This window comes from Methylobacterium crusticola (assembly GCF_003574465.1).
Lineage (GTDB): Bacteria > Pseudomonadota > Alphaproteobacteria > Rhizobiales > Beijerinckiaceae > Methylobacterium > Methylobacterium crusticola.
The window spans coordinates 1-19,593 of sequence record NZ_QOWC01000073.1; the positions used below are offsets into that span (position 1 = coordinate 1).

The 19,593-nt window shown below is 74.0% G+C and carries 20 protein-coding genes; 7 read left to right on the top strand and 13 right to left on the bottom strand.

Annotated features, from left to right (window positions below):
- From infB to DT057_RS20445, 4 genes are all read left to right on the top strand, one after another.
- A partial coding sequence (infB, locus tag DT057_RS20430; RefSeq protein ID WP_128563949.1) for a translation initiation factor IF-2 occupies positions 1–2,224 on the top strand: 2,224 nt, incomplete at its 5' end.
- Positions 2,225–2,422: 198 nt separating this feature from the next.
- Entirely contained in the window at positions 2,423–2,830 is a 408-nt protein-coding gene (gene rbfA, locus DT057_RS20435; RefSeq protein WP_128563950.1) for a 30S ribosome-binding factor RbfA, read from the top strand.
- Between the two features lie 158 nt (positions 2,831–2,988).
- Positions 2,989–4,095 carry a tRNA pseudouridine(55) synthase TruB gene (gene truB, locus DT057_RS20440; protein WP_128563951.1) on the top strand — a complete coding sequence of 369 codons (1,107 nt, stop codon included), beginning with the start codon at positions 2,989–2,991 and terminating at the stop codon, positions 4,093–4,095.
- A complete protein-coding gene (locus tag DT057_RS20445; protein WP_128563952.1) occupies positions 4,088–4,519 on the top strand; it encodes an acyl-CoA thioesterase in 432 nt (143 codons plus the stop codon). Before truB ends, DT057_RS20445 begins: the two co-directional genes overlap by 8 nt.
- A gap of 28 nt (positions 4,520–4,547) precedes the next feature.
- On the opposite strand, the gene DT057_RS20450 is transcribed toward DT057_RS20445, so the two are convergent.
- Positions 4,548–5,741: a hypothetical protein gene (locus tag DT057_RS20450; RefSeq protein WP_128563953.1), complete on the bottom strand. Its 1,194-nt coding sequence runs from the start codon at positions 5,739–5,741 to the stop codon at positions 4,548–4,550.
- A gap of 106 nt (positions 5,742–5,847) precedes the next feature.
- Between DT057_RS20450 and DT057_RS20455 the strand changes: the two genes are divergently transcribed.
- From DT057_RS20455 to der, 3 genes are all read left to right on the top strand, one after another.
- Complete coding sequence (locus DT057_RS20455) at positions 5,848–6,441, top strand: NnrU family protein (protein ID WP_128563954.1); 594 nt, start codon at positions 5,848–5,850, stop codon at positions 6,439–6,441.
- A gap of 109 nt (positions 6,442–6,550) precedes the next feature.
- Positions 6,551–7,270: a tetratricopeptide repeat protein gene (locus tag DT057_RS20460; RefSeq protein WP_128563955.1), complete on the top strand. Its 720-nt coding sequence runs from the start codon at positions 6,551–6,553 to the stop codon at positions 7,268–7,270.
- 161 nt (positions 7,271–7,431) lie between these two features.
- Positions 7,432–8,775: a ribosome biogenesis GTPase Der gene (der, locus tag DT057_RS20465; protein WP_128563956.1), complete on the top strand. Its 1,344-nt coding sequence runs from the start codon at positions 7,432–7,434 to the stop codon at positions 8,773–8,775.
- A 72-nt stretch (positions 8,776–8,847) separates the two neighbouring features.
- Here der and DT057_RS36190 read toward each other — a convergent pair whose 3' ends face one another.
- From DT057_RS36190 to DT057_RS20520, 12 genes are all read right to left on the bottom strand, one after another.
- Complete coding sequence (locus DT057_RS36190; RefSeq protein WP_203236332.1) at positions 8,848–9,018, bottom strand: hypothetical protein; 171 nt, start codon at positions 9,016–9,018, stop codon at positions 8,848–8,850.
- Positions 9,019–9,107: 89 nt separating this feature from the next.
- Positions 9,108–9,512, bottom strand: a complete 405-nt coding sequence (locus DT057_RS20470) for a dihydrofolate reductase family protein (protein WP_128563957.1) — start codon at positions 9,510–9,512, stop codon at positions 9,108–9,110.
- A gap of 19 nt (positions 9,513–9,531) precedes the next feature.
- Complete coding sequence (locus DT057_RS20475; RefSeq protein ID WP_128563958.1) at positions 9,532–10,326, bottom strand: SDR family NAD(P)-dependent oxidoreductase; 795 nt, start codon at positions 10,324–10,326, stop codon at positions 9,532–9,534.
- Positions 10,327–10,336: 10 nt separating this feature from the next.
- Positions 10,337–11,839 carry an amidophosphoribosyltransferase gene (gene purF / locus DT057_RS20480; protein ID WP_128563959.1) on the bottom strand — a complete coding sequence of 501 codons (1,503 nt, stop codon included), beginning with the start codon at positions 11,837–11,839 and terminating at the stop codon, positions 10,337–10,339.
- 253 nt (positions 11,840–12,092) lie between these two features.
- Complete coding sequence (locus DT057_RS20485; RefSeq protein WP_128563960.1) at positions 12,093–12,686, bottom strand: CvpA family protein; 594 nt, start codon at positions 12,684–12,686, stop codon at positions 12,093–12,095.
- A 168-nt stretch (positions 12,687–12,854) separates the two neighbouring features.
- On the bottom strand, positions 12,855–13,931 hold the full coding sequence (proX, locus tag DT057_RS20490) for a glycine betaine/L-proline ABC transporter substrate-binding protein ProX (protein ID WP_238313192.1): 1,077 nt from the start codon (positions 13,929–13,931) through the stop codon (positions 12,855–12,857).
- Between the two features lie 127 nt (positions 13,932–14,058).
- Positions 14,059–15,000 carry an ABC transporter permease gene (locus DT057_RS20495; protein ID WP_128563961.1) on the bottom strand — a complete coding sequence of 314 codons (942 nt, stop codon included), beginning with the start codon at positions 14,998–15,000 and terminating at the stop codon, positions 14,059–14,061.
- Entirely contained in the window at positions 14,993–16,165 is a 1,173-nt protein-coding gene (locus DT057_RS20500; protein ID WP_128563962.1) for a quaternary amine ABC transporter ATP-binding protein, read from the bottom strand. The genes DT057_RS20495 and DT057_RS20500 overlap by 8 nt, the downstream gene beginning before the upstream one ends.
- A gap of 52 nt (positions 16,166–16,217) precedes the next feature.
- The gene (locus DT057_RS20505) at positions 16,218–16,529 is read right to left on the bottom strand and encodes an NIPSNAP family protein (RefSeq protein WP_128563963.1); all 312 of its coding nucleotides are present in this window, start codon (positions 16,527–16,529) and stop codon (positions 16,218–16,220) included.
- Positions 16,526–17,374: an alpha/beta fold hydrolase gene (locus DT057_RS20510; RefSeq protein WP_128563964.1), complete on the bottom strand. Its 849-nt coding sequence runs from the start codon at positions 17,372–17,374 to the stop codon at positions 16,526–16,528. The genes DT057_RS20505 and DT057_RS20510 overlap by 4 nt, the downstream gene beginning before the upstream one ends.
- Before the next feature lie 3 nt (positions 17,375–17,377).
- Positions 17,378–18,463: an LLM class flavin-dependent oxidoreductase gene (locus DT057_RS20515; protein ID WP_128563965.1), complete on the bottom strand. Its 1,086-nt coding sequence runs from the start codon at positions 18,461–18,463 to the stop codon at positions 17,378–17,380.
- 77 nt (positions 18,464–18,540) lie between these two features.
- Positions 18,541–19,521, bottom strand: coding sequence for a flavin reductase (locus tag DT057_RS20520; RefSeq protein WP_128563966.1), 981 nt, complete (start codon positions 19,519–19,521; stop codon positions 18,541–18,543).
- Between the last annotated feature and the right edge of the window lie 72 nt (positions 19,522–19,593).

Sequence of the window (19,593 nt, forward strand, 5' to 3'; positions counted from 1 at the left end):
CGCCGCCCGCACGGTCCCGGGCGCCCGCCCGGCCCCGAGCGCCCGGCCGAGCGCCCCGGCCGAGCCGCGCCGGGTGCTGACCGCGGATGCCCGCAAGCCCCGCGACCTGAACTTCATGGCCCGCCCGGCCCCGAAGCCGGAGCCCAAGCCCGAGCCGAAGCCCGAGGCCGGCAAGCCCGCCGCGGCCGCCGCCGCGACCGCGCGCCCGGCCACCGGCCGGCCCGCCGCGGCCGAGGAGGAGACCGAGACCAAGCGGGTGATCCGCCGTCCCGGCATGCCGCTCAAGGTCATCACGCCGCCCAAGACCCCGAAATCGCCCGGCGGCGACCGCAACCGCGGCCGCCTCACCATCGCGACGGCGACCTCGGGCGAGGAGGAGCGCATGCGCTCCGTCGCCTCGTTCCGCCGTCGCACCCAGCGCCTCACCGGCCACCGCCAGGTGGAGCAGAAGGAGAAGCTGGCGCGCGAGGTGGTCATCCCCGAGACGATCACCATCCAGGAACTCGCCAACCGCATGAGCGAGCGCGCCGTGGACGTGATCCGCATGCTCATGAAGCAGGGCCAGATCCACAAGATCACCGACGTGATCGATTCCGACAGCGCCCAGCTCATCGCCGAGGAGCTCGGCCACACCGTGCGCCGCGTTGCGGAGTCGGACGTCGAGGAGGGCCTGTTCGACGAGCCCGACATCGACGAGGACACCGCGCCGCGTCCCCCGGTCGTGACCATCATGGGCCACGTCGACCACGGCAAGACCTCGCTGCTCGACGCGATCCGCAACGCCAACGTCGTCTCGGGCGAGGCGGGCGGCATCACGCAGCACATCGGCGCCTACCAGGTGACCTCGCCGTCCGGCGGCAAGATCACCTTCATCGACACCCCCGGCCACGCCGCCTTCACCTCCATGCGCGCCCGCGGCGCCAAGGTGACGGACATCGTCGTGCTGGTGGTGGCGGCCGACGACGGCGTCATGCCCCAGACGATCGAGGCGATCGCCCACGCCAAGGCGGCCGGGGTGCCGCTCATCGTCGCGATCAACAAGATCGACAAGGCCGACGCCAACCCGCAGCGGGTGCGCACGGAGCTCCTCCAGCACGACGTGCAGGTCGAGTCCATGGGCGGCGAGACCCTCGAGTTCGAGGTCTCGGCCAAGACCCGGGACGGCCTCGACGACCTGCTCGAGGGCCTCGCCCTCCAGGCCGAGATCCTCAACCTCAGCGCCAACCGCGACCGCTCGGCGGAAGGCACCGTGATCGAGGCCAAGCTCGACCGCGGCCGTGGTCCGGTCGCGACCGTGCTGGTCGAGCGCGGCACCCTGCACACCGGCGACATCGTGGTGGCGGGCGCCGAGTGGGGCCGGGTGCGGGCGCTGGTGGACGACAGCGGGCGCAACGCCCGGGAGGCCGGCCCGTCGGTGCCGGTCGAGGTGCTGGGCTTCAACGGCACGCCGGAGGCGGGCGACCGCGTCGCCGTGGTCGAGAACGAGGCCCGGGCCCGCGAGGTCACCGAGTACCGCGCCCGCGTGAAGCGCGAGCGCGCGGCGGCCGCCGGCACCGGTGCCGGCCGCTCGCTCATGGACATGATGCGCGACCTCAAGGAGGGCGCCGGCCGCAAGGAGTTCCCGCTCGTCGTCAAGGGCGACGTGCAGGGCTCGGTCGAGGCCATCTCGGGCGCCCTGGAGAAGCTCGGCAACGACGAGGTCGCGGCCCGCATCCTGCACACCGGCGTCGGCGGCATCACCGAGTCGGACGTCACCCTGGCGCAGGCCTCGGGTGCCGTGGTGGTCGGCTTCAACGTGCGCGCCCACAAGGAGGCCCGCGAGGCCGCCGAGCGGGCGGGCGTCGAGATCCGCTACTACAACATCATCTACGACCTCGTGGATGACGTGAAGGCGGCGATGTCGGGCCTGCTGCCCCCGACGCTCCGCGAGGAGCGCCTCGGCGAGGCGCGCATCCTCGAGATCTTCAACGTCTCGAAGGTCGGCAAGATCGCCGGCTGCCGCGTCGAGGACGGCCGGGTCGAGCGGGGCGCCCATGTCCGGCTCATCCGCGACAACGTGGTGGTCCACGAGGGCAAGCTCTCGCAGCTCAAGCGCTTCAAGGACGACGCCAAGGAAGTCGCGGCCGGCCAGGAATGCGGCATGGCGTTCGAGAACTACCAGGACATGCGCGCCCGCGACGTGATCGAGTGCTACATCGTTCACGAGGAGCGGCGGACGCTCTGAGCCCGCGTTCCATCCGGCCGCCACCGAGGCGGCCGTCATCGACCGCTCCGAGGGCGGCTGCCATCCGGCCGCTCCGAGGGCGGCCGGCCTGACGACCCGGCCAAGCCCGAGACCTCCGCGTCTCGGGCTTGTCGGTTCAGGTCCTGAGGCTTTGCCGTCGGCCGCCCGCGCCGGCCGGTGCGGGCCCGGAGAGAAGAAGTGCGCAAACCCCAAGACTCCGCCGGTCCCTCGCAGCGCCAGCAGCGCGTGGCCGAGCTCGTGCGCCACGCCCTCGCGGAGGTGCTGAGCCGCGGCGACCTGCTCGACCCCGTCCTGAGCCAGCACGTCATCACGGTGCCGGAGGTCCGCATGTCGCCGGACCTGAAGCTCGCCACGGCCTACATCATGCCCCTCGGCGGCCAGGACGAGCGGCCGGTGCTGGAGGCGCTGGAGCGCAACCGCAAGGCCCTGCGCCAGGAGGTGGCCCGGCGCGTCGCCCTCAAGTTCGCGCCGGACCTGCGCTTCCGCCGTGACGAGACCTTCGACGAGGCGGCGCGGATCGACGCGCTCCTGCGCAGCAAGAAGGTCCAGCGCGACCTCGAGCCCGACCCGGACGCGGAGGAGTGATCCGGCGCCCGGCTGCTGCCGGGCGCCCGGCCGGGTGGCCGGGCGGGCGCCTCCGCCGAACCGGCGGACCGGCACGATGTTGGATGAGCCAGGAGCGGCGCGGCGCGGGCGATGCATCCCGACCGATCGTCGTCGAGCGTGGGACAGGAACCGAGACGATGCACGAGGACCAGCCTGCCGAGCGCCCGCCGGCCGCCGCCCGCGACGGCGCTCCCCGCGACGGGGCGCCGCGCGATGGCGCTGCGCGCGATGGCGCTTCGCGCGATGGCGCTTCGCGCGATGGCGCTTCGCGCGATGGCGCTTCGCGCCAGGATCGCCCGCCCCGCGGCCGCGGCCGCCCGCAGGGCGACCGGCCCAAGCGCCGCGAGATCAGCGGCTGGGTGATCCTCGACAAGGGCGTCGGCATGACCTCGACCCACGCGGTCGCGGCGGTGAAGCGGGCCCTCAACGCCAAGAAGGCCGGCCACGCCGGCACCCTCGATCCCCTCGCCTCCGGCATCCTGCCGATCGCCCTCGGCGAGGCGACGAAGACGGTCCCGTTCGTGATGGACGGGCGCAAGGCCTACGTCTTCGCGGTGACCTGGGGCGTCGAGACCGACACCGACGACGCCGAGGGGCGCCCCGTCGCCACCTCCGAGCATCGCCCGACCCGCGCGGAGGTCGAGGCGATGCTGCCGCGCTTCGTCGGGGCGGTCGAGCAGGTGCCGCCGCGCTACTCGGCGATCAAGATCCAGGGCGAGCGCGCCTACGACCTCGCCCGCGACGGCGAGGTCGTCGAGCTGGTGGCGCGCCCGGTGCAGATCGACCACCTGGCGGTCGTGGCCCATTCCGAGGAGCGCACGGTGATCGAGGCCGAGTGCGGCAAGGGCACCTACGTGCGCGCCATCGCGCGCGACCTCGGGCGCTCCCTCGGCTGCCTCGGACACGTCTCGGCCCTGCGCCGGACCCGCGTCGGGCCCTTCGCGGAGGACCAGTCCTGCACCATCGGGGCCCTCGAGGCGGCCGAGAGCGAGGCCAACGCGGCGGTGCTGCGCCCGGTCGAGACGGCGCTCGACGCCGTGCCGTGCGTGCCCGTCTCGCGGGACATGGCGTTGCGGCTGATGCGCGGCCAGCCGGTGATCCTGCGCGGGCGCGACGCCCCGACCGGGGGCAAGGCCTACGCGACCTGCGGCGGCGTGCTCGTGGCGGTGGGCGACGTCGAGCGCGGCGAGCTGGTGCCCCACCGCGTCTTCCACCTCGGCGGCACGGCGGCCCGGCATGGCTGAGGCCGCCCCGCCCGCCGACGATCCGCGGGTGCTGTGGAGCGAGGACGTCCTGCGCTTCCGCGACACCGACGCGAACGGGCACGCCAACAACGCGGTGTTCGCGGCCTTCTGCGAGAGCGGCCGGGTGCAGTTCTTCGCCACCCACGTCACCCCGATCCTGCCGCCCGACACCTTCTTCGTGATCGCCCGGTTCGTGATCGACTACCGGGCCGAGCTGCACTTCCCGGGCAGCGTGCGCACCGCGACCTGGCTCGGCCGGGTCGGCCGCACCTCGCTCACCTTCCGCCACCGGGTCCTGTCCGGCGCGCGGCTCGCCGGCGAGGCGGAGTCGGTCTGCGTCCTCCTCGCCAGGGCGTCCCGCCGGCCCGCCCCGCTCGGGGCCGCCGCCGAGGCGGCGCGGCAGCTCGTGATCCCGGACGCCTGACGCGGCCGGGGCCGCCCGCGCCCGGTCGTCACGGCCACACCTTGATGGCGACCGGCCGGCGCACGAGGTCGCGCTCGGACGTGACCTCGCAGCCCTTGGTCCTGAGCGTCACGTAGTAGAGGTCCGCCGTGTCGCCGACATTGTCGAAGTTGCGGCCCGTCGCGTCGCGGTCGATGAGCGAGGGATAGCTCACGAGGTCGCCGCCGGCCGTGCAGGGGTCGTCGTAGAGCGTCGGCCCGGCGATGAGCAGGCGGGGCTCGTCCCAGGTGAGGAGGTCCCGCGAGGTGGTCCAGTAGATCCCCGAGCGCGGGAAGACCCCGCCGGCCGCGGCCTGGAACACCGCGATCCAGGCGCCCGTGGCCCGGTGGCGGCTCACCGAGCCGACGGGCGCCGGGAAGGGCGCCACCGGCCGGCACGCCCCCGCGCTCCGCGCCGCCCCGGCCTTCGTCCCGTCGCGGTAGGGGTCCGGGAAGGCGATCCGGAACCCCGTGCCGTCCCAGGCCCGCCAGCGGGTCGGGTCGTGCGGGGCGTCGGAGCGGAACAGGCAGACCCCGAAGGGCTGGCCGGGCCAGCCCGTGGTCGAGGCGAAGAAGTACCGGTAGCGCCCGTCGGAGACGATGTTCGAGGGGTTGAAGAAGCCGCGGTGGCGGCCCTGCCCGACCTCCTGGCGGAACGGCGGGGCGGCGACGACGACCGGGGGGGCGGCCCGCGCGAAGCGCGCGCCCCCGTCGAGGGAGCGGGCCGCCAGCACGGTGTTGTACCAGCACGCCATCATGCCGGCGGCCTGGCAGCGGCCCGGATGCGCGTCGGCGTGGTACTCGTGGTGGAGCAGCGCCTCGACGGTGCGGCCGTCCTCGGTCCAGGTCGCGGTGATCCAGGTGCGGTCGTCGTAGGCCTCGGGCTCGGGCCGGAAGGCGGAATCGAGCACGATGCGGCAATCGAGCCGGAGGCCGTCGAAACCCGGGCCGCGCAACACCCGGTTGCGGTAGTGCATGCCGAACACCGCCACCGTGCCGTCGGCCTCCCGCAGGGCGCGGGCGGGAGCGTCCGGCACGTCGTCGCCGTCGCAGGCGTCGCGGCCGGCCTTGAACACCGTGCGGGCCGGGCCGACGAGCGTCAGGGCCGACAGCGGCGGGCCCGCGGGGGCGCCGGGCTCGGCCCGGGCCGCGCCCAGCGCCAGGGGCGCGACGCCGAGACACGCGAGGAAGAGGGAGCGGAGCATGGGGCGAACCTGGACAGTCGCGCCCAACCTGCCCCAGGATTGCTTGCGGCTTGCTTGAGGCCGTCGGCGAAATGGGCCGCCTTCGTCGCCCCACGGTCGGTCACAGATGCTCCTCCTGCTCGTCGGCCTCGTGCTCTTCCTGGGCACCCACGCGTTCACGATGCTGCGCGGGCCCCGCGCCCGCCTGATCGCCCGCCTGGGGGAGGGGCCCTACAAGATCGGCTACACCGTACTCTCCCTCGCCGGGCTGGTCGTGGTCGGGATCGGCTACGGCCGCTATCGGGCGGAGGGCTACATCGAGGTCTGGTCGCCCCCGGTCTGGACCCGGCACCTGGCGCTCCTCCTCGTGCTCGCGGCCTTCGTGTGCTTCGCCGCCGCCTACCTGCCGGGGCGCATCAAGGCCCGGACCAAGCACCCGATGCTGCTCGGGGTGAAGATCTGGGCGACCGCCCACCTCCTCGCCAACGGCGACCTCGGCTCGATCCTGCTGTTCGGCGGCTTCCTCGCCTGGGCGGTCGCGGCCCGCATCAGCGCCAAGCGCCGGGACGAGGTGAAGGTCCATGCCGGCCCCCTGGCGGCCCCCGCCGGCTGGCGCAACGACGCGCTCGCCGTCGGCATCGGCGTCGTGGCCTGGCTCGCCTTCGCGCGCGTCCTGCACCCGTGGCTGATCGGCGTCGCGGTCTGGCCCGGGCAGGCCTGAGCCGGCGCGGCGCCCCGGCTCGCGCCTCGCCAACCCGCCCCGACTGTGCTACGCGACCGGCCCTGTCGCACGGTCGCGGCGCAGAGCCCAGGCGGCGAGCCCTTATCCGATGAGCGAGAACGACTTCATCCGCGAGGTCAACGAGGAGTACCGGCGCGACCGTCTGGCTCAGGTCTGGACGCGCTACAGCGGCGTGTTCATCGGGCTCGCGGTGCTGGTGGTGCTCGGCGTCGGCGGCTGGCGCTACTGGCAGCACGCCCAGACCGTCCAGGCCGAGGCGGCGAGCCAGCGCTTCGAGGAGGCGGTGCGCAGGGCCAGGACCGGGACGCCGGAGGATGCCGAGAAGGCCTTCGCGGGCGTCGTCGCGGAAGCTCCCGCCGGCTACCGCCTGCTGGCGCGCCTGCGCGCCGCCGCGGAGGCCGGCAAGGCCGATCCGGCGGCCGGCGCCAAGGCCTACGCGGCCATCGCGGACGACGCCTCGGCCGGGACCGGCCTGCGCGACCTCGCGCGCCTGCGCGGCGCCCTGCTCCTCGTCGACCAGGACGACCCGAACGCCCTCAACGCGCTCCAGAGCCTGGCGGCGCCCTCGAGCACCTTCCGCCACACCGCCCGCGAGACGCTGGGACTCGTCGCCCTCAGGAAGGGCGACTTCGAGGGGGCCGGGCGCTGGTTCGACCAGATCGCCACCGACCGCGAGACGCCCCCGGGCCTGCGCCAGCGCCTCGAGATCTACGTGGCGCTGGTCGCCGGCGGCCCGGTGCAGGTCAGCGCCGCCGCCCCGCCGCCGCCCGCCGCCCCGCCCCCGCCCGCCCCGGAGGCGACGCGCTAGCACGCGCTCCGAGCGCCGCGATTGATCTACCCCACCCGCGCCCTCATCCTGAGGCCGCGGGCGGACGGCCTTGGTCCGCCGGTGCCGCCCTGGGCCGATGCGGGAACCGGGCCCAAGCAGGCCCAGACGGGGCCCAAGCAGGCCCAGACAGGAAGACCCCCATGCCGGTGCCCATCGTCGCCATCGTCGGGCGGCCGAACGTCGGCAAGTCGACGCTGTTCAACCGCCTCGTCGGGCGCAAGCTCGCCCTCGTGGACGACCGCCCCGGCGTGACCCGCGACCGGCGCGAGGGCGAGGTGCGCCTCGGCGGCCTGCATTTCCGCATCCTCGACACCGCCGGGCTCGAGGAGGCCGAGGCCGACTCGCTGGCCGGCCGCATGCGGGCCCAGACCGAGGCGGCCATCGCCGAGGCGGACGCGGTGCTGTTCGTCATCGACGCGCGGGCCGGCCTGCTCCCGGCCGACCGGCCCTTCGCCGAGCTGGTGCGGCGCTCGGCCAAGCCGGTGATCCTGCTCGCCAACAAGGCCGAGGGCGGGGCCGGTCTGTCGGGCGCCTACGAGGCCTTCGGCCTCGGGCTCGGCGACCCGGTGCCGTTCTCGGCCGAGCACGGCGAGGGCGTGGGCGACCTGCACGACGCCCTCGCGGCCGTGCTGCCCGAGGCCGACGAGGAGGACGAGGAGGGGGCCGGGAGCCGGCCCCTCAAGGTCGCGATCGTCGGGCGGCCGAATGCCGGCAAGTCGACCCTGATCAACCGGATGCTCGGCGAGGAGCGCCTGCTCGTCGGCCCCGAGGCCGGCATCACCCGCGACTCGATCTCCCTCGACTGGGTCTGGCGCGGGCACAGGATCAAGCTGCACGACACCGCCGGGATGCGCCGCCGCGCCCGGGTGGACGACAAGCTCGAGAAGCTCGCGGTCTCGGACGGCCTGCGGGCGGTGCGCTTCGCCGAGGTGGTGGTGGTGCTCCTCGACGCCACGATCCCGTTCGAGAAGCAGGACCTGACCATCGTCGACCTCGTCGAGCAGGAGGGCCGGGCCCTGGTGATGGGCGTCAACAAGTGGGACCTCGTCGCCGACCAGCCGGGCCTCCTCAAGGAATTGCGGGAGAAGGCCACCCGGCTGCTGCCGCAGGTGCGCGGCGCCGCCGTGGTGCCCCTGTCGGGCCTCGCCGGGCAGGGCGTCGACCGCCTGATGCAGGCCGTGGTGGCGACCGCCGAGGTCTGGAACCGCCGGGTGCCGACCGCGCGGATCAACCAGTGGCTGTCCGAGGCGACGCAGGCCAACCCGCCGCCGGCGGTGTCGGGGCGGCGCATCAAGATCCGCTACGCCACGCAGGTGAAGGCCCGCCCGCCCCACTTCGCGCTGTTCGGCAACCAGCTCGGGGCGCTGCCCAAATCCTACACCCGCTACCTCGTCAACGGCCTGCGCGAGGCGTTCGACCTGCCCGGCGTGCCGATCCGGCTCTCGCTGCGGACCTCCAAGAACCCGTTCGACAAGGGCGAGTGAGCGCCCGCCGGCGGTTCTCTCGCGCGGCGCCCCCGAGGGCGAGCCCAGGGGCCGCTCGCGTCTCCCGGGGGTCTAGCGCGGCTTCGGGTCGGCGGGCAGGTGCTTGGCGTAGGCCTCCCGCTCCTCCTTCTCGCGCAGGATCTTCTCGTAGGCCGCCTTCGCCTCGGGCGACACGGTGAGCGTGCGGGCTCGCTCGCCCTTGCGGCGCGGCGCGCGCTTGAACCGGTCCGTGGATTCGCTCATCGCCCGATCCCCCGTGGTGAGTCGCCGTGACGCTACAGGAGGCGGGCCGGGATGGCGATGGGTCGCAGGCGCGCCGCCGCGGGCGCCGCTCAGGCGCGCCCGCGGCCGACGAGCCAGGCCGGATCGAACCAGCGGTCGGCCTCGCCGTCGTAGGGCAGGCGGGTGACGTCCCATTGCTGGATGAAGGGCGCGTAGACGTTCCAGACCGCGATGCCGCCGCCGACGAAGACCCGCCGGCCCGGGTAGCGGGCCAGCACCGCGCGCGGGTCCTCGTGCGAGCGGATGACCGCGATGGTGCGGTCCGCGAACGCGAAGGCGGGCACCGCCTCGATCGTCTTCGGCCCGGCGATGAGCACGTGTCCTTGCGTCTCGGCGAAGAAGCGCGTCACGTCCTCGACGTAGAGCGGGTCGGCGTTGCCCTCCCAGGGCAGCCGCCCGCGCAGGCCGAGCTGGCCCCGCTGGCCGATGGCGCACATCGCGCGCACGTCGATCATCCGCCGGCCTCCCCCGCCGTCAGGCCGGCTTCTGCGGCGTCAGCACGCGGTCGGTCGGGAAGTCGTAGATCGTCCCGCTCCCGTCCCAGTCCGGGCTCGCCAGGCGCACGATGTGGGGCGCCAGGTCCTCCGGCGTCCGGAGGGTGTCGGGATCCTCGCCCGGCATCGCGGCCCGGCGCATCGCGGTGCGCAGGGGGCCGGGGTTGAGCAGCATCGCCCGCACGGGCGTGGTCGCGGTCTCGGCCGCGTAGGTGCGGACCAGCGCCTCGAGAGCGGCCTTGGAGACCGCGTAGGGGCCCCAGTAGGCCCGGCAGGAGCTGGCGGCCCCGGAGGTGACGAACACCGCCCGGCCGGCATCCGAGCGGCGCAGGAGCGGGTCGAGGGAGCGGATCAGGCGCCAGTTCGCCGTGACGTTGATGTCCATCACGTTGGCCCAGACCTTCGGGTCGACGTGGCCGAGGGGCATCAGCACGCCGAGCACGCCGGCATTGCCGACCAGGATGTCGAGGCGGCCCCAGCGCTCGTGGATCGCGGCGCCGAGGCGGTCGACGGCGTCGTAGTCCTTGAGGTCGAGGGGCACCAGGGTGGCGGAGCCGCCCGCCTGCCGGATGGCGTCGTCGAGCTCCTCGAGGGCGCCCTGCGTGCGGGCGAGCGCGATGACGTGGGCGCCCGCCGCGGCGAGCGCCAGCGCCGCCGCGCGGCCGATGCCACGGGAGGCGCCGGTCACCACCGCGATGCGCTCGGCCAGGGGCTTGCCGGCGGCCGGGTTCCGGGGGAGGGGGCTCGGCGGGAGGGGGCTCGGCGCGTCGGACATCGCTGCGGTCCTAGTCGGCCTCGGCCAGGATCGCCATCCGGCGCGGTGAGGCCACCGCGAGGTCGGTCAGCGGGGTGGGGTAGTCGCCCGTGAAGCAGTGGTCGGTGTATTGCGGGCAGTCGGGATCGCGGCGCTCCTCGCCCATCGCCCGGTACAGGCCCCCGATCGACAGGAAGGCGAGGGAATCGGCGCCGATGTAGCGGCGCATGCCCTCCAGGTCGTGGGTGGCGGCGAGCAGCTTCTCCTTCTCGGGCGTGTCGATCCCGTAGAAGTCCGGATGGGTGATCGGCGGCGAGGCGATGCGGAAATGGACCTCCCGGGCCCCCGCCTCGCGCATCATCCGGACGATCTTCACCGAGGTGGTGCCGCGCACCAGGCTGTCGTCCACGAGCACGATGCGCTTGCCCTCGACCGCGGCGCGGTTGGCCGAGTGCTTCATGCGCACGCCGAGCTCGCGCACCGACTGGGTCGGCTGGATGAAGGTGCGGCCGACGTAGTGGTTGCGGATGATCCCGAGCTCGTAGGGCAGGCCCGTCTCCTGGGCGTAGCCGAGGGCCGCCGGCACGCCGGAATCCGGCACCGGGATGATGATGTCGGCCTCCGCCGGCGCCTCCTTGGCGAGCTCGACGCCGATGCTCTTGCGCACCGCGTAGACGCTCTTGCCGTTCACCGTCGAGTCCGGCCGGGCGAAGTAGATGTACTCGAAGATGCAGGGCCGCACGGCCTGGGCCCGCGCGAAGCGGATCGACTCGACGCCGCTCTCCGAGATCACCACCATCTCGCCGTTCTCGACGTCGCGCACGAAGCGGGCGCCGATGATGTCGAGGGCGCAGGTCTCGGAGGCCAGGATGTAGCGGCCGTCGAGCTCGCCCAGCACCAGCGGGCGGATGCCGAGGGGATCGCGGGCGCCGATCAGCTTCTTGTTCGTCATCATGACGAGGGCGTAGGCGCCCTCGATCTGGCGCAGCGCGTCCATCAGCCGGTCGACGATGCGCACGTGGCGCGAGCGGGCGACGAGGTGGAGGATCGCCTCGGTGTCGGAGGTCGACTGGCAGATGGCGCCGTCGCGCACGAGCTGGCGGCGCAGCAGCAGGCCGTTCGTCAGGTTGCCGTTGTGCGCCACCGCGAGCCCGCCGGTCTCGAGCTCGGCGAACAGCGGCTGGACGTTGCGCAGGATGGTCTCGCCGGTCGTCGAGTAGCGCACGTGGCCGATGGCCGCGGTGCCCTTCAGGCGCTCGATCGTGGCGAGGTCGGAGAACGAATCGCCGACGAGGCCGAGGCGCCGCTCCGAGTGGAAGACCCGGCCGTCGAAGGAGACGATGCCGGCCGCCTCCTGGCCGCGGTGCTGGAGGGCGTGCAGGCCGAGGGCCACGATGGCGGCCGCGTCGGGATGGCCGTGGATGCCGAAGACCCCGCACTCCTCCCGGAGGGTGTCGCCGTCGAGGTCGAGGTCGCCGCCCAACGCGTCGGTGCCCCCGGGCGCGCGTCGGCCGGTCTCGCTGCGTGCTGCCATGATGAAAAGCCCCTCGCGGCCGGTCATCCCACGGCCCTGGGTCACCGACCGATCCCGCATACCCGAGCATGCTCGCGCGCGCGAGAGCGGTCCTGATCCGTCCACGACGCATTATCCGGGCCGCCTGGATCCCGGACAACGCCTCTGCCGGCTATGTAGGCGCCGGCTTCGGCGGAACCAAGGCGGCGGGAGGGGCTCCGGGGCTCATCCCGCATGCGCTGGGCGCCGGTCTCGCACGGCCCGGCGCCGGGGGTCAGCGCCGCGGCGTCGCGTCGGTGCGGCGCTGGGGCGGCGCATCGGCCTCCGCCGGCACGTCGGTGCCCGGGTCGACCTCGGGCTTGGGCTTGCGGAACTGCTTGAGCAGGCCCTCGGGGTTGTCGGGCAGCATGGCGACGAGCTTCTGGCCGCTGTTCTCCAGGATCTCGCGGCTGCGCGCCTGCTGGGCCCAGTCCGGCACCTTGCCCTGGACGAGCCAGGCCAGGAAGACCCAGCCGATGACGCAGATCAGGAAGCCGCGGGCCGCCCCGAAGGCGAGGCCGAGGCCGCGGTCCACGGCGCCGATGCGCGAATCGAGGATCAGGTCCGACAGCTTCACGGTGATCACCGAGACCACCAGCAGCGTCACGAGGAAGATCGACGCGATCGAGGCCACGAGGGAGACGGTGTCGCTGGAGACGTGCTGCTTCACGGTCGGGAGCAGCAGCGGATGGAGGTACCAGGCGAGACCCGCCGCCGTGACCCAGGCGACGATCGCCAGCACCTCCCGCGTGAAGCCGCGCACCGCCGCGAGCAGCGCGGAGATGACGACGACACCCAGAACGACGAGATCGAGAATGGAGAACGGCATCGCAGGAACGGTTCGGGAGCGGTAGCGTTGCCTCGGGTTGCGGCTGCCCCGGACCGCGAGGGGCTGTATACGCTGCCCGGGCGCCCGCGTCACCCTCGACGGACGCGGGGCCCCGGCTCTTCGGCGCCCGGTGCGGCCCACCGCCGGGGCCGGACGCCCGCGCGGCCCCTACCGCGCCCGGGCGGCGGCCGCGATCCAGCCGTCGAACTGGGGACGGTTGGCGGCGATCCACGCGTCGGCGAGCTTCGTCACCAGCGCGGTCGAGCCGCCGCCCTTGTTGATGTTGTACTCCCAGCCCGTCCAGGTCGCGAGGGGGAACGTCATGCCCTCGATCAGCACCCGGATCGCCGGGTTGGCGGCGAGGAACTCCCGGTTGGCCACGGCCATCCAGTTCCAGGACGCCATCGCCATGCGGCACGGGTCGGCGCCGCCGGCGCAGCCCTTGACGCCGCTCACCAGGGCCGAGCCCCGGTTGGGCACGTTCGGCGGCAGCGCGTCCTCGGGGGTCGGCAGCCAGACCACGTCCTCGCCCGGGATCAGGGCGTTCGTCACCCAGGACGGGCTCCAGGCGTAGAACAGGGCCGGCTCGCCGCGCTTCACGCGCGCGACCGCCTCCACCATCAGCGCCTCGTACTTGCCCCGCACGGAGCGGACGGTGTCCTTGAGACCGAACTTGCCGAGCTGGAAGTCCACCACGTCGCCGCAGCTCCAGCCGGGATCGCAGTTGATGAGGTCGGCCTGCCCGTTCTTGCCGAAGAGGGCGGCGAGCCTCGGCTCCCGCAGCTGCTCGAGGCTCGTGATGGCGTGGGCCGCGGCGGTCTTCCTGTCGATCAGGTAGCCGTTGACGCCCCCGCTCGCGATCAGGCCGGTGCCGACGGTGGTCGCCTGCTTCTCCACGGCCCGGAAGCCGGGCTCGCGCTGGGGAAAGTTCACGTCCGTCGCGAGGTCGAGGTCGCCCTGCGCCGCCGCCTGGAAGAACAGCGTCGTGTTCAGGGTGGTGAGCTTCACGCCGTAGCCGAGTTCCCTCATCGCCCTCATGACGATCTGGGCCGTGACGTAGTTCGCGCCGAGGCTGTCGCCCTGGGCGTAGCGCACGGTCCGGCCACGGCCGGGCGCCTCCTGGACCTTGCCGGGCGCCTCTTGGACCTTGCCGGGCGCCTCCTGGGCCCCGGCCGGAAGGCCGTGCGCGGCCAGCACCGCGAGCATCGCGGCGGCATTCCTCAGGAACGGTCTCCACAGCATCATCGCTCTCTCCTCGTCGAGTGTCGGGTCGCCGGTGGGGTGGGTCGCTCGCCCGGCGCGACGCGCAATCCCGGCGCGGCGCGCGATCCCGGCGCGGCGCGCGACCGCGGCGCCCCGCAGGTCCCGGCCGTCACGCGGCGCCCTTGGCGGCGGTGTCGACGGGCCCGGCCCCCGGGGCGCGGCCGCCGCGGAACACCCGCAGCCACGCCGCCGCCAGGGGCGACGTGCCGCGCGGCTTCGGCTCGGCCAGCTTCTGGGTGATGCGGTCGAGCATCATGGCGAGGAGCACGATGGCGATGCCGCCCACCGCGGCCCGTCCGACGTCGAGGCGGCCGAGGCCCTGGAGCACGACGAGGCCGAGGCCCTCGGCGCCGATCATCGCCACCACGACGGACATCACCATCGCGGTCAGCACGGTCTGGTTCAGGCCCCCGAGGATCGTCGGGATCGCGAGGGGAAGCTGGATCTCCCAGAGGAGCTGGCGCCGGTCCGCCCCGAAGGCGAGCCCGGCCTCGACGATCTCGCGGTCGACCATGCGGATGCCGAGGTTGGTGAAGCGGATCAGCGGGGGCGCCGCGGCGGTGACCACCGCGACCTCGCCCGGAACGGTGCCGACGCCGAACAGCATCACGACCGGGACGAGGTACACGAAGGTCGGCGTCGTCTGCATGATGTCGAGGATCGGCCGCACGACCCGCCAGACCCCCTCGCGGCGCGCGCACCAGATCCCGATCGGGATGCCGATCGCGGCGCAGAACAGGATCGCGGTGGCGATGAGCGAGAGCGTCGTCATGGCCTCGGCCCAGACGCCGAGGGCGGCGATGGCCACGAGCGCCGCCGCGCTGAAGGCCGCGATGCCGAGGCTCGCCAGCCGCCAGGCGAGGAGGGCCGTCCCCAGCACCACGAGGGGGAACGGGACCGCGTGCAGCAGGGTGTCGCTCAGGCTCAGCAGCGCCTCGACCGGCCACTTGATGGTGAGGAAGACCGGCCGGAGGTTGAGGGCGACCCAGCGCACGCCGTCCTGGATCCACTGGTCGACCGGCAGGACCGCGAGATCGTCGGCCTTAATCATGGGAGCCTCCGGCGGCGATGCGGGCGAGGATCTCGCGGGCGCCGAGGAGGCCGACCAGGCGCCCGGCCTCGTCGACGACGCCGATGGGCTCGCCGGGGCGGTAGCGCCCGGCGACCTCGACGAGCTTGGCGCCCGCCGGCACGCACGTGAAGGCGCCGTCGGGCTCCGGCTTGGGCCCTCCCGCGCGGGCCCGCTCGACCTCGGCCGCGCTCAGGGCGCCGAGGACGCGGGCCTCGCCGTCCAGCAGGAAGCCGGGGCCCGGCTCCCCGGAGGCGTCGCCGACGACGATGCGGTCCTGGCCGCGCAGGATCGTGGCGAGGGCGGCCATCACCGAGCGCGCGTCGAACAGCCGTGCCCGGTCGACCTCGCGGGTGAAGGCCGCGACGTAGTCGCTTCCCGGCTCGAGCACGATCGATTGCGGCGTGCCCTCGCGCACCACCCGTCCCTCGGCCATGACGGCGATGCGCGTCCCGAGCTTCAGGGCTTCCTGGAAGTCGTGCGTGATGAACAGGATGGTCTTGTTGAGGGTGCGCTGCAGGCGCAGCAGCTCGTCCTGCATCTCGGTCCGGATCAGGGGATCGAGCGCGCTGAAGGCCTCGTCCATGATCAGCACGTCGGCGTCCGTCGCGAGGGCGCGGGCCAGCCCGACGCGCTGGCGCATGCCGCCGCTGAGCTCGTGCGGCCTGTGGTGGCCCCAGCGGGCGAGGCCCACGATGTGGAGCATCTCCTCGGCGCGCCGCCGGCGCTGCGGCGGCGGCACGCCGCGCAGCTTCAGCCCGAACTCGACATTGTCGATGACGCGCCTGTTCGGCAGCAGCGCGAAGTGCTGGAACACCATCGAGACGCGGCTGCGCCGGATCGCCCGCAGGCCGGCCTCGTCGAGGGCGCAGAGATCCTGGCCGTCGAGCAGGATCCGCCCGGCGCTGGGCTCGTTCAGGCGGTTGATGCAGCGCGCCAGCGTCGACTTGCCCGAGCCCGACAGGCCCATGACCATGTAGATCGCCCCGGACGGCACGTCGAAGGACACGTCGTCGAGGCCGACCACCTGGCCGAGGGCCTCGAGGACGGCGGCCTTGCCGGCGCCGGCCCGGAGCATCTCGAGGGCGGGGCGGGGGTTCTCGGCGAAAACCTTGGAGAGGTTCTCGATTCTCAAGCGTGCGGTCACCCGTTCATCCCTCTCGTGACGGCCTGGCGCCGGGGCCCGCGGCGCGCCCGCCTCAGCGCAGGGGCGAGAAGCCGGTCGGCGGCAGGATGCGGTTCTCGGCCTGCGCGGTGGTCTCGGACAGCGTCGGCGGGAAGGCCTGCCGGCGCGGGTCCTCCGCCGGCCGCTGGCGGCGGGCGCGGTCCTCGAGGTCCGCGCAGGCCCGGAGGTGCCTGACCTGGCTCGGCGGGCCGACCTCGGTGGTGAAGGACCCGACGAGGCGCCCGGCGATCGGCTGGCGGATCGCGAGGCCCGCCTCGCGCGCGAGACGCAGGTCGTGCGCCATCCGGCCGTCGTGGATCCGGTGGTCGCGCTCCTCGACGATCATGGCTGCGGCTCCGGCAGGTCGGCTGTCAGGAAGGCGCGCATCGCCGCCGCCACGGCGTCGGGCGCCTCGACCAGGATGGAGTGGCGCAGGCCGGGCAGGATCCGGAGCCGCGAGCCCGGGATGCGGTCGTGCATGAAGCGCGCCATGCGCGGGTTCGAGCCCTGGTCGTCCTCGCCGGTGGCGATCAGCGTCGGCGCGCGGATCCCGGCGATCTCCGCGCCGAGATCGGTCTCGGCGAGCACCCGGTAGGCGGCCGCGTAGCAGTCGGGGTCGTTCCCGGCGTTGCGCCGGCGCAGCGCGGCGACGAGGTCCGGGTTGCGCTCCTGGAAGCCCTCCGTCAGCCACCGCGACAGCGAGGCGTCGTAGTGCGCGCCCCGGTCGCCGGCCCGCAGCGCGGCGAGGCGCGCCGCCACCCGCGCGCGCTCCTCCGGGGTGCGGCCGGCCACGGTCGCCAGCAGGACGAGGCGGCCGAGGCGGTCGGGATGGGCGAGGGCGAGGCGCTGGGCGACGAGGCCTCCGAGGGAGAACCCCGCGAGGTCGAACCGCGCGAAGCCGACGTGGTCGGCGAGCGCCAGGACGTCGCCCACGAAGTCGTCGATCTCGTAGCGGCCCCGCACCCGCGACGAGCGGCCGTGCCCGCGCAGGTCGAAGGTCAGGATGCGGAACGCGTCGCCGAGGCGCGCCGCGACGCCGTCCCAGGCCTCGCCGTAGGAGCCGACCCCGTGGACGCAGACCAGCGGCCGCGGGCCGCGGCCCCGGAGGCGGTAGTGCAGCGCGACGCCGCCGGCCTCCAGGCGCGCGCCGCCGTCGCGGTCCCGGTCCGGGTCCTGCCCGTGCGCGTCCATGCCTCAGCGCCCCGCCGCGGCGAGGCGCGGCGCGCGGGACCGGTCGCGCGCCCGGGCCTCGAAATGCGGGATCACCTCGTCGATGAAGAGCCGCAGGGTCTTCTGCTGGAGCGCGAACGGCAGGTTGAACGACAGCCCGAGGCAGTACTGGTCGACGCCCTGGTCCTCGTAGAGCTGCAGCTTCTCGATGACCTCGTCGGGCGTGCCGAACATCAGGTTGGCCCGGACGCTGGCGGGATCGTAGTTGGCGCGGTTCGCCACGGTCTCGAAGGGGACCGCCTCCGGGAACCCGTTCGTCACGGTGCCGATGTTCTGGAACAGGTTCTCGAAGGTGCGGCCGTGATCGAGGCTGTGGCGGACCGCGACCTCCCACTCGTCCGGCCGGTCGTACACGCAGGTGCGCCGCTGCATCATGAAGCGGGGGCGCCGCCCGGGATGGTCGGCCACCGCCTTGCGGAACTTCTCCCCCAGGACGGCGACCTCGGCGGGCGGCGCGGCGAGCGGCGTCGACAGGATGCTGGCGCCGATGCCGACCGCCCAGTCGAAGGTGCCGGGATCGCGGGCCGCGACCCAGATCGGGGGGTGGGGCTGCTGGCGCGGCTTGGGCACCGCGGTGGCGAGCGGGAACTGCCAGTAATGCCCGTCATGGGCGTAGTCGCCCGCCCAGAGCTTCTGCACCGCCGGCACCAGCTCCTTCATGTAGGCGACGCCCTCCTGCTGGGGCATGCCGCCGGCCATGCGGTCGAACTCGTACTGGTAGGCGCCGCGCGCGATGCCGAACTCGAGCCGTCCCCCCGTCAGGTGGTCGCACAGCGCCGCCTCCCCGGCGAGGCGGATCGGCGACCAGTAGGGGGCGACGATCGTCGCCGTCCCGAGCCGCAGGCGCTCGGTGTGCTGGGCGAGCCAGGTCAGGATCGTGAAGGGGTTCGGCGCGATCGTGCACTCGATGGTGTGGTGCTCGGAGGTCCAGAGCGTCTCGAAGCCGCCCGCGTCGGCCAGGCGCGCGAGGGCGAGCATGTTCGCCATCGCCTCCGCCATCGAGTCCTGCGGCGAGAACCGCTCCATGCTGAGCGAGACGGCGAACTTCATGGGGGAAGCCTCCCGGTGCGTGGTGTCGTCCGTCGCGAGCCCCGCCGGCGCTCGGCCGCCGTCGCAGGGTCCCGCCTTCAGGGCTGCGGCTGACGCGACCAGGGCTCGGGATCGCCCACCATCGCGACGCGGCCGCCCTCGTGGGAATCCACGTAGATCCCGAAGCGTCCCCCGGCGGCCTCCCGCACGTAGCGGCGCAGCATCGCGCGGACCTCCTGGGTGGGGATCTCGTCGTACGGGAGCCGGTCGAGGGGGAAGAAGCGCAGGCCCTCGGGCAGGCTGGCGCGCGGGGGCGGCTGCGCCAGCCGGGCCCGGTAGATGAGGTAGCCCGGGTCGCCGTCGGCGACGTCGAAGACGGAGTACAGGAAGGTGTCGTCGGGCACGAGCGCCAGGGAGCCGCCGCCCGCGACGGGAAGCCGCCCCTCGGCGATGCGGCGGGGCGCGCGGGGCAGCCCCCAGCCGCCCTCGCGGTCCCGGCACAGGAGGAGGCTGCCCTCCGCCTCGACGAGGTAGCCGACGATCATGCCGAGGGAGGCGAGCCAATCCGGGGGCGGCGGGTCCTTCACGGCGGCGTAGCGCCCGCGGCAGAAGCCGAGGGGCGCCGACGGGCTCGTGCCGAAGGCCCGGACACGGCCGATCAGGATGGCGTGGTCGCCGGCGTCGACGCGGTCGTGGACGCTGCAGTCGAACCAGGTCAGGCAGTCCGTCAGCACCGGCGCGCCCGTGTGGGCCCGGTCGTGGCCGACGGCCGAGAACTTGTCGGCGGCCTTGGAGGCGAACAGGCCGGAGACGTCCGCCTGCGCCTCGTGCAGCAGGTTGACCGCGAAGGCGTCGGCGGCCTGGAAGGCCGGGAAGCTCGACGCCCCCTTGCCGACGCAGACGAGGAGCAGCGGCGGATCGAGGGACACCGAGGTGAACGAGTTCGCCGTCATCCCGCGCGGGCGGCCGTCGGCGTCGCGCGTGGTGATCACCGTCACGCCGGTCACGAAGGTGCCGAACGCCCGCCGCAGGGCGACCGGGTCGATGGGAGCCGCCGTGGCGGGTGCCGTGGCCAGCATGCGCCGTACCTCGAGGGAGCGTGATCGCGACGGGGAGGCTACGAGGCCCCGGCACCCGGTTCTTCCTCCGAA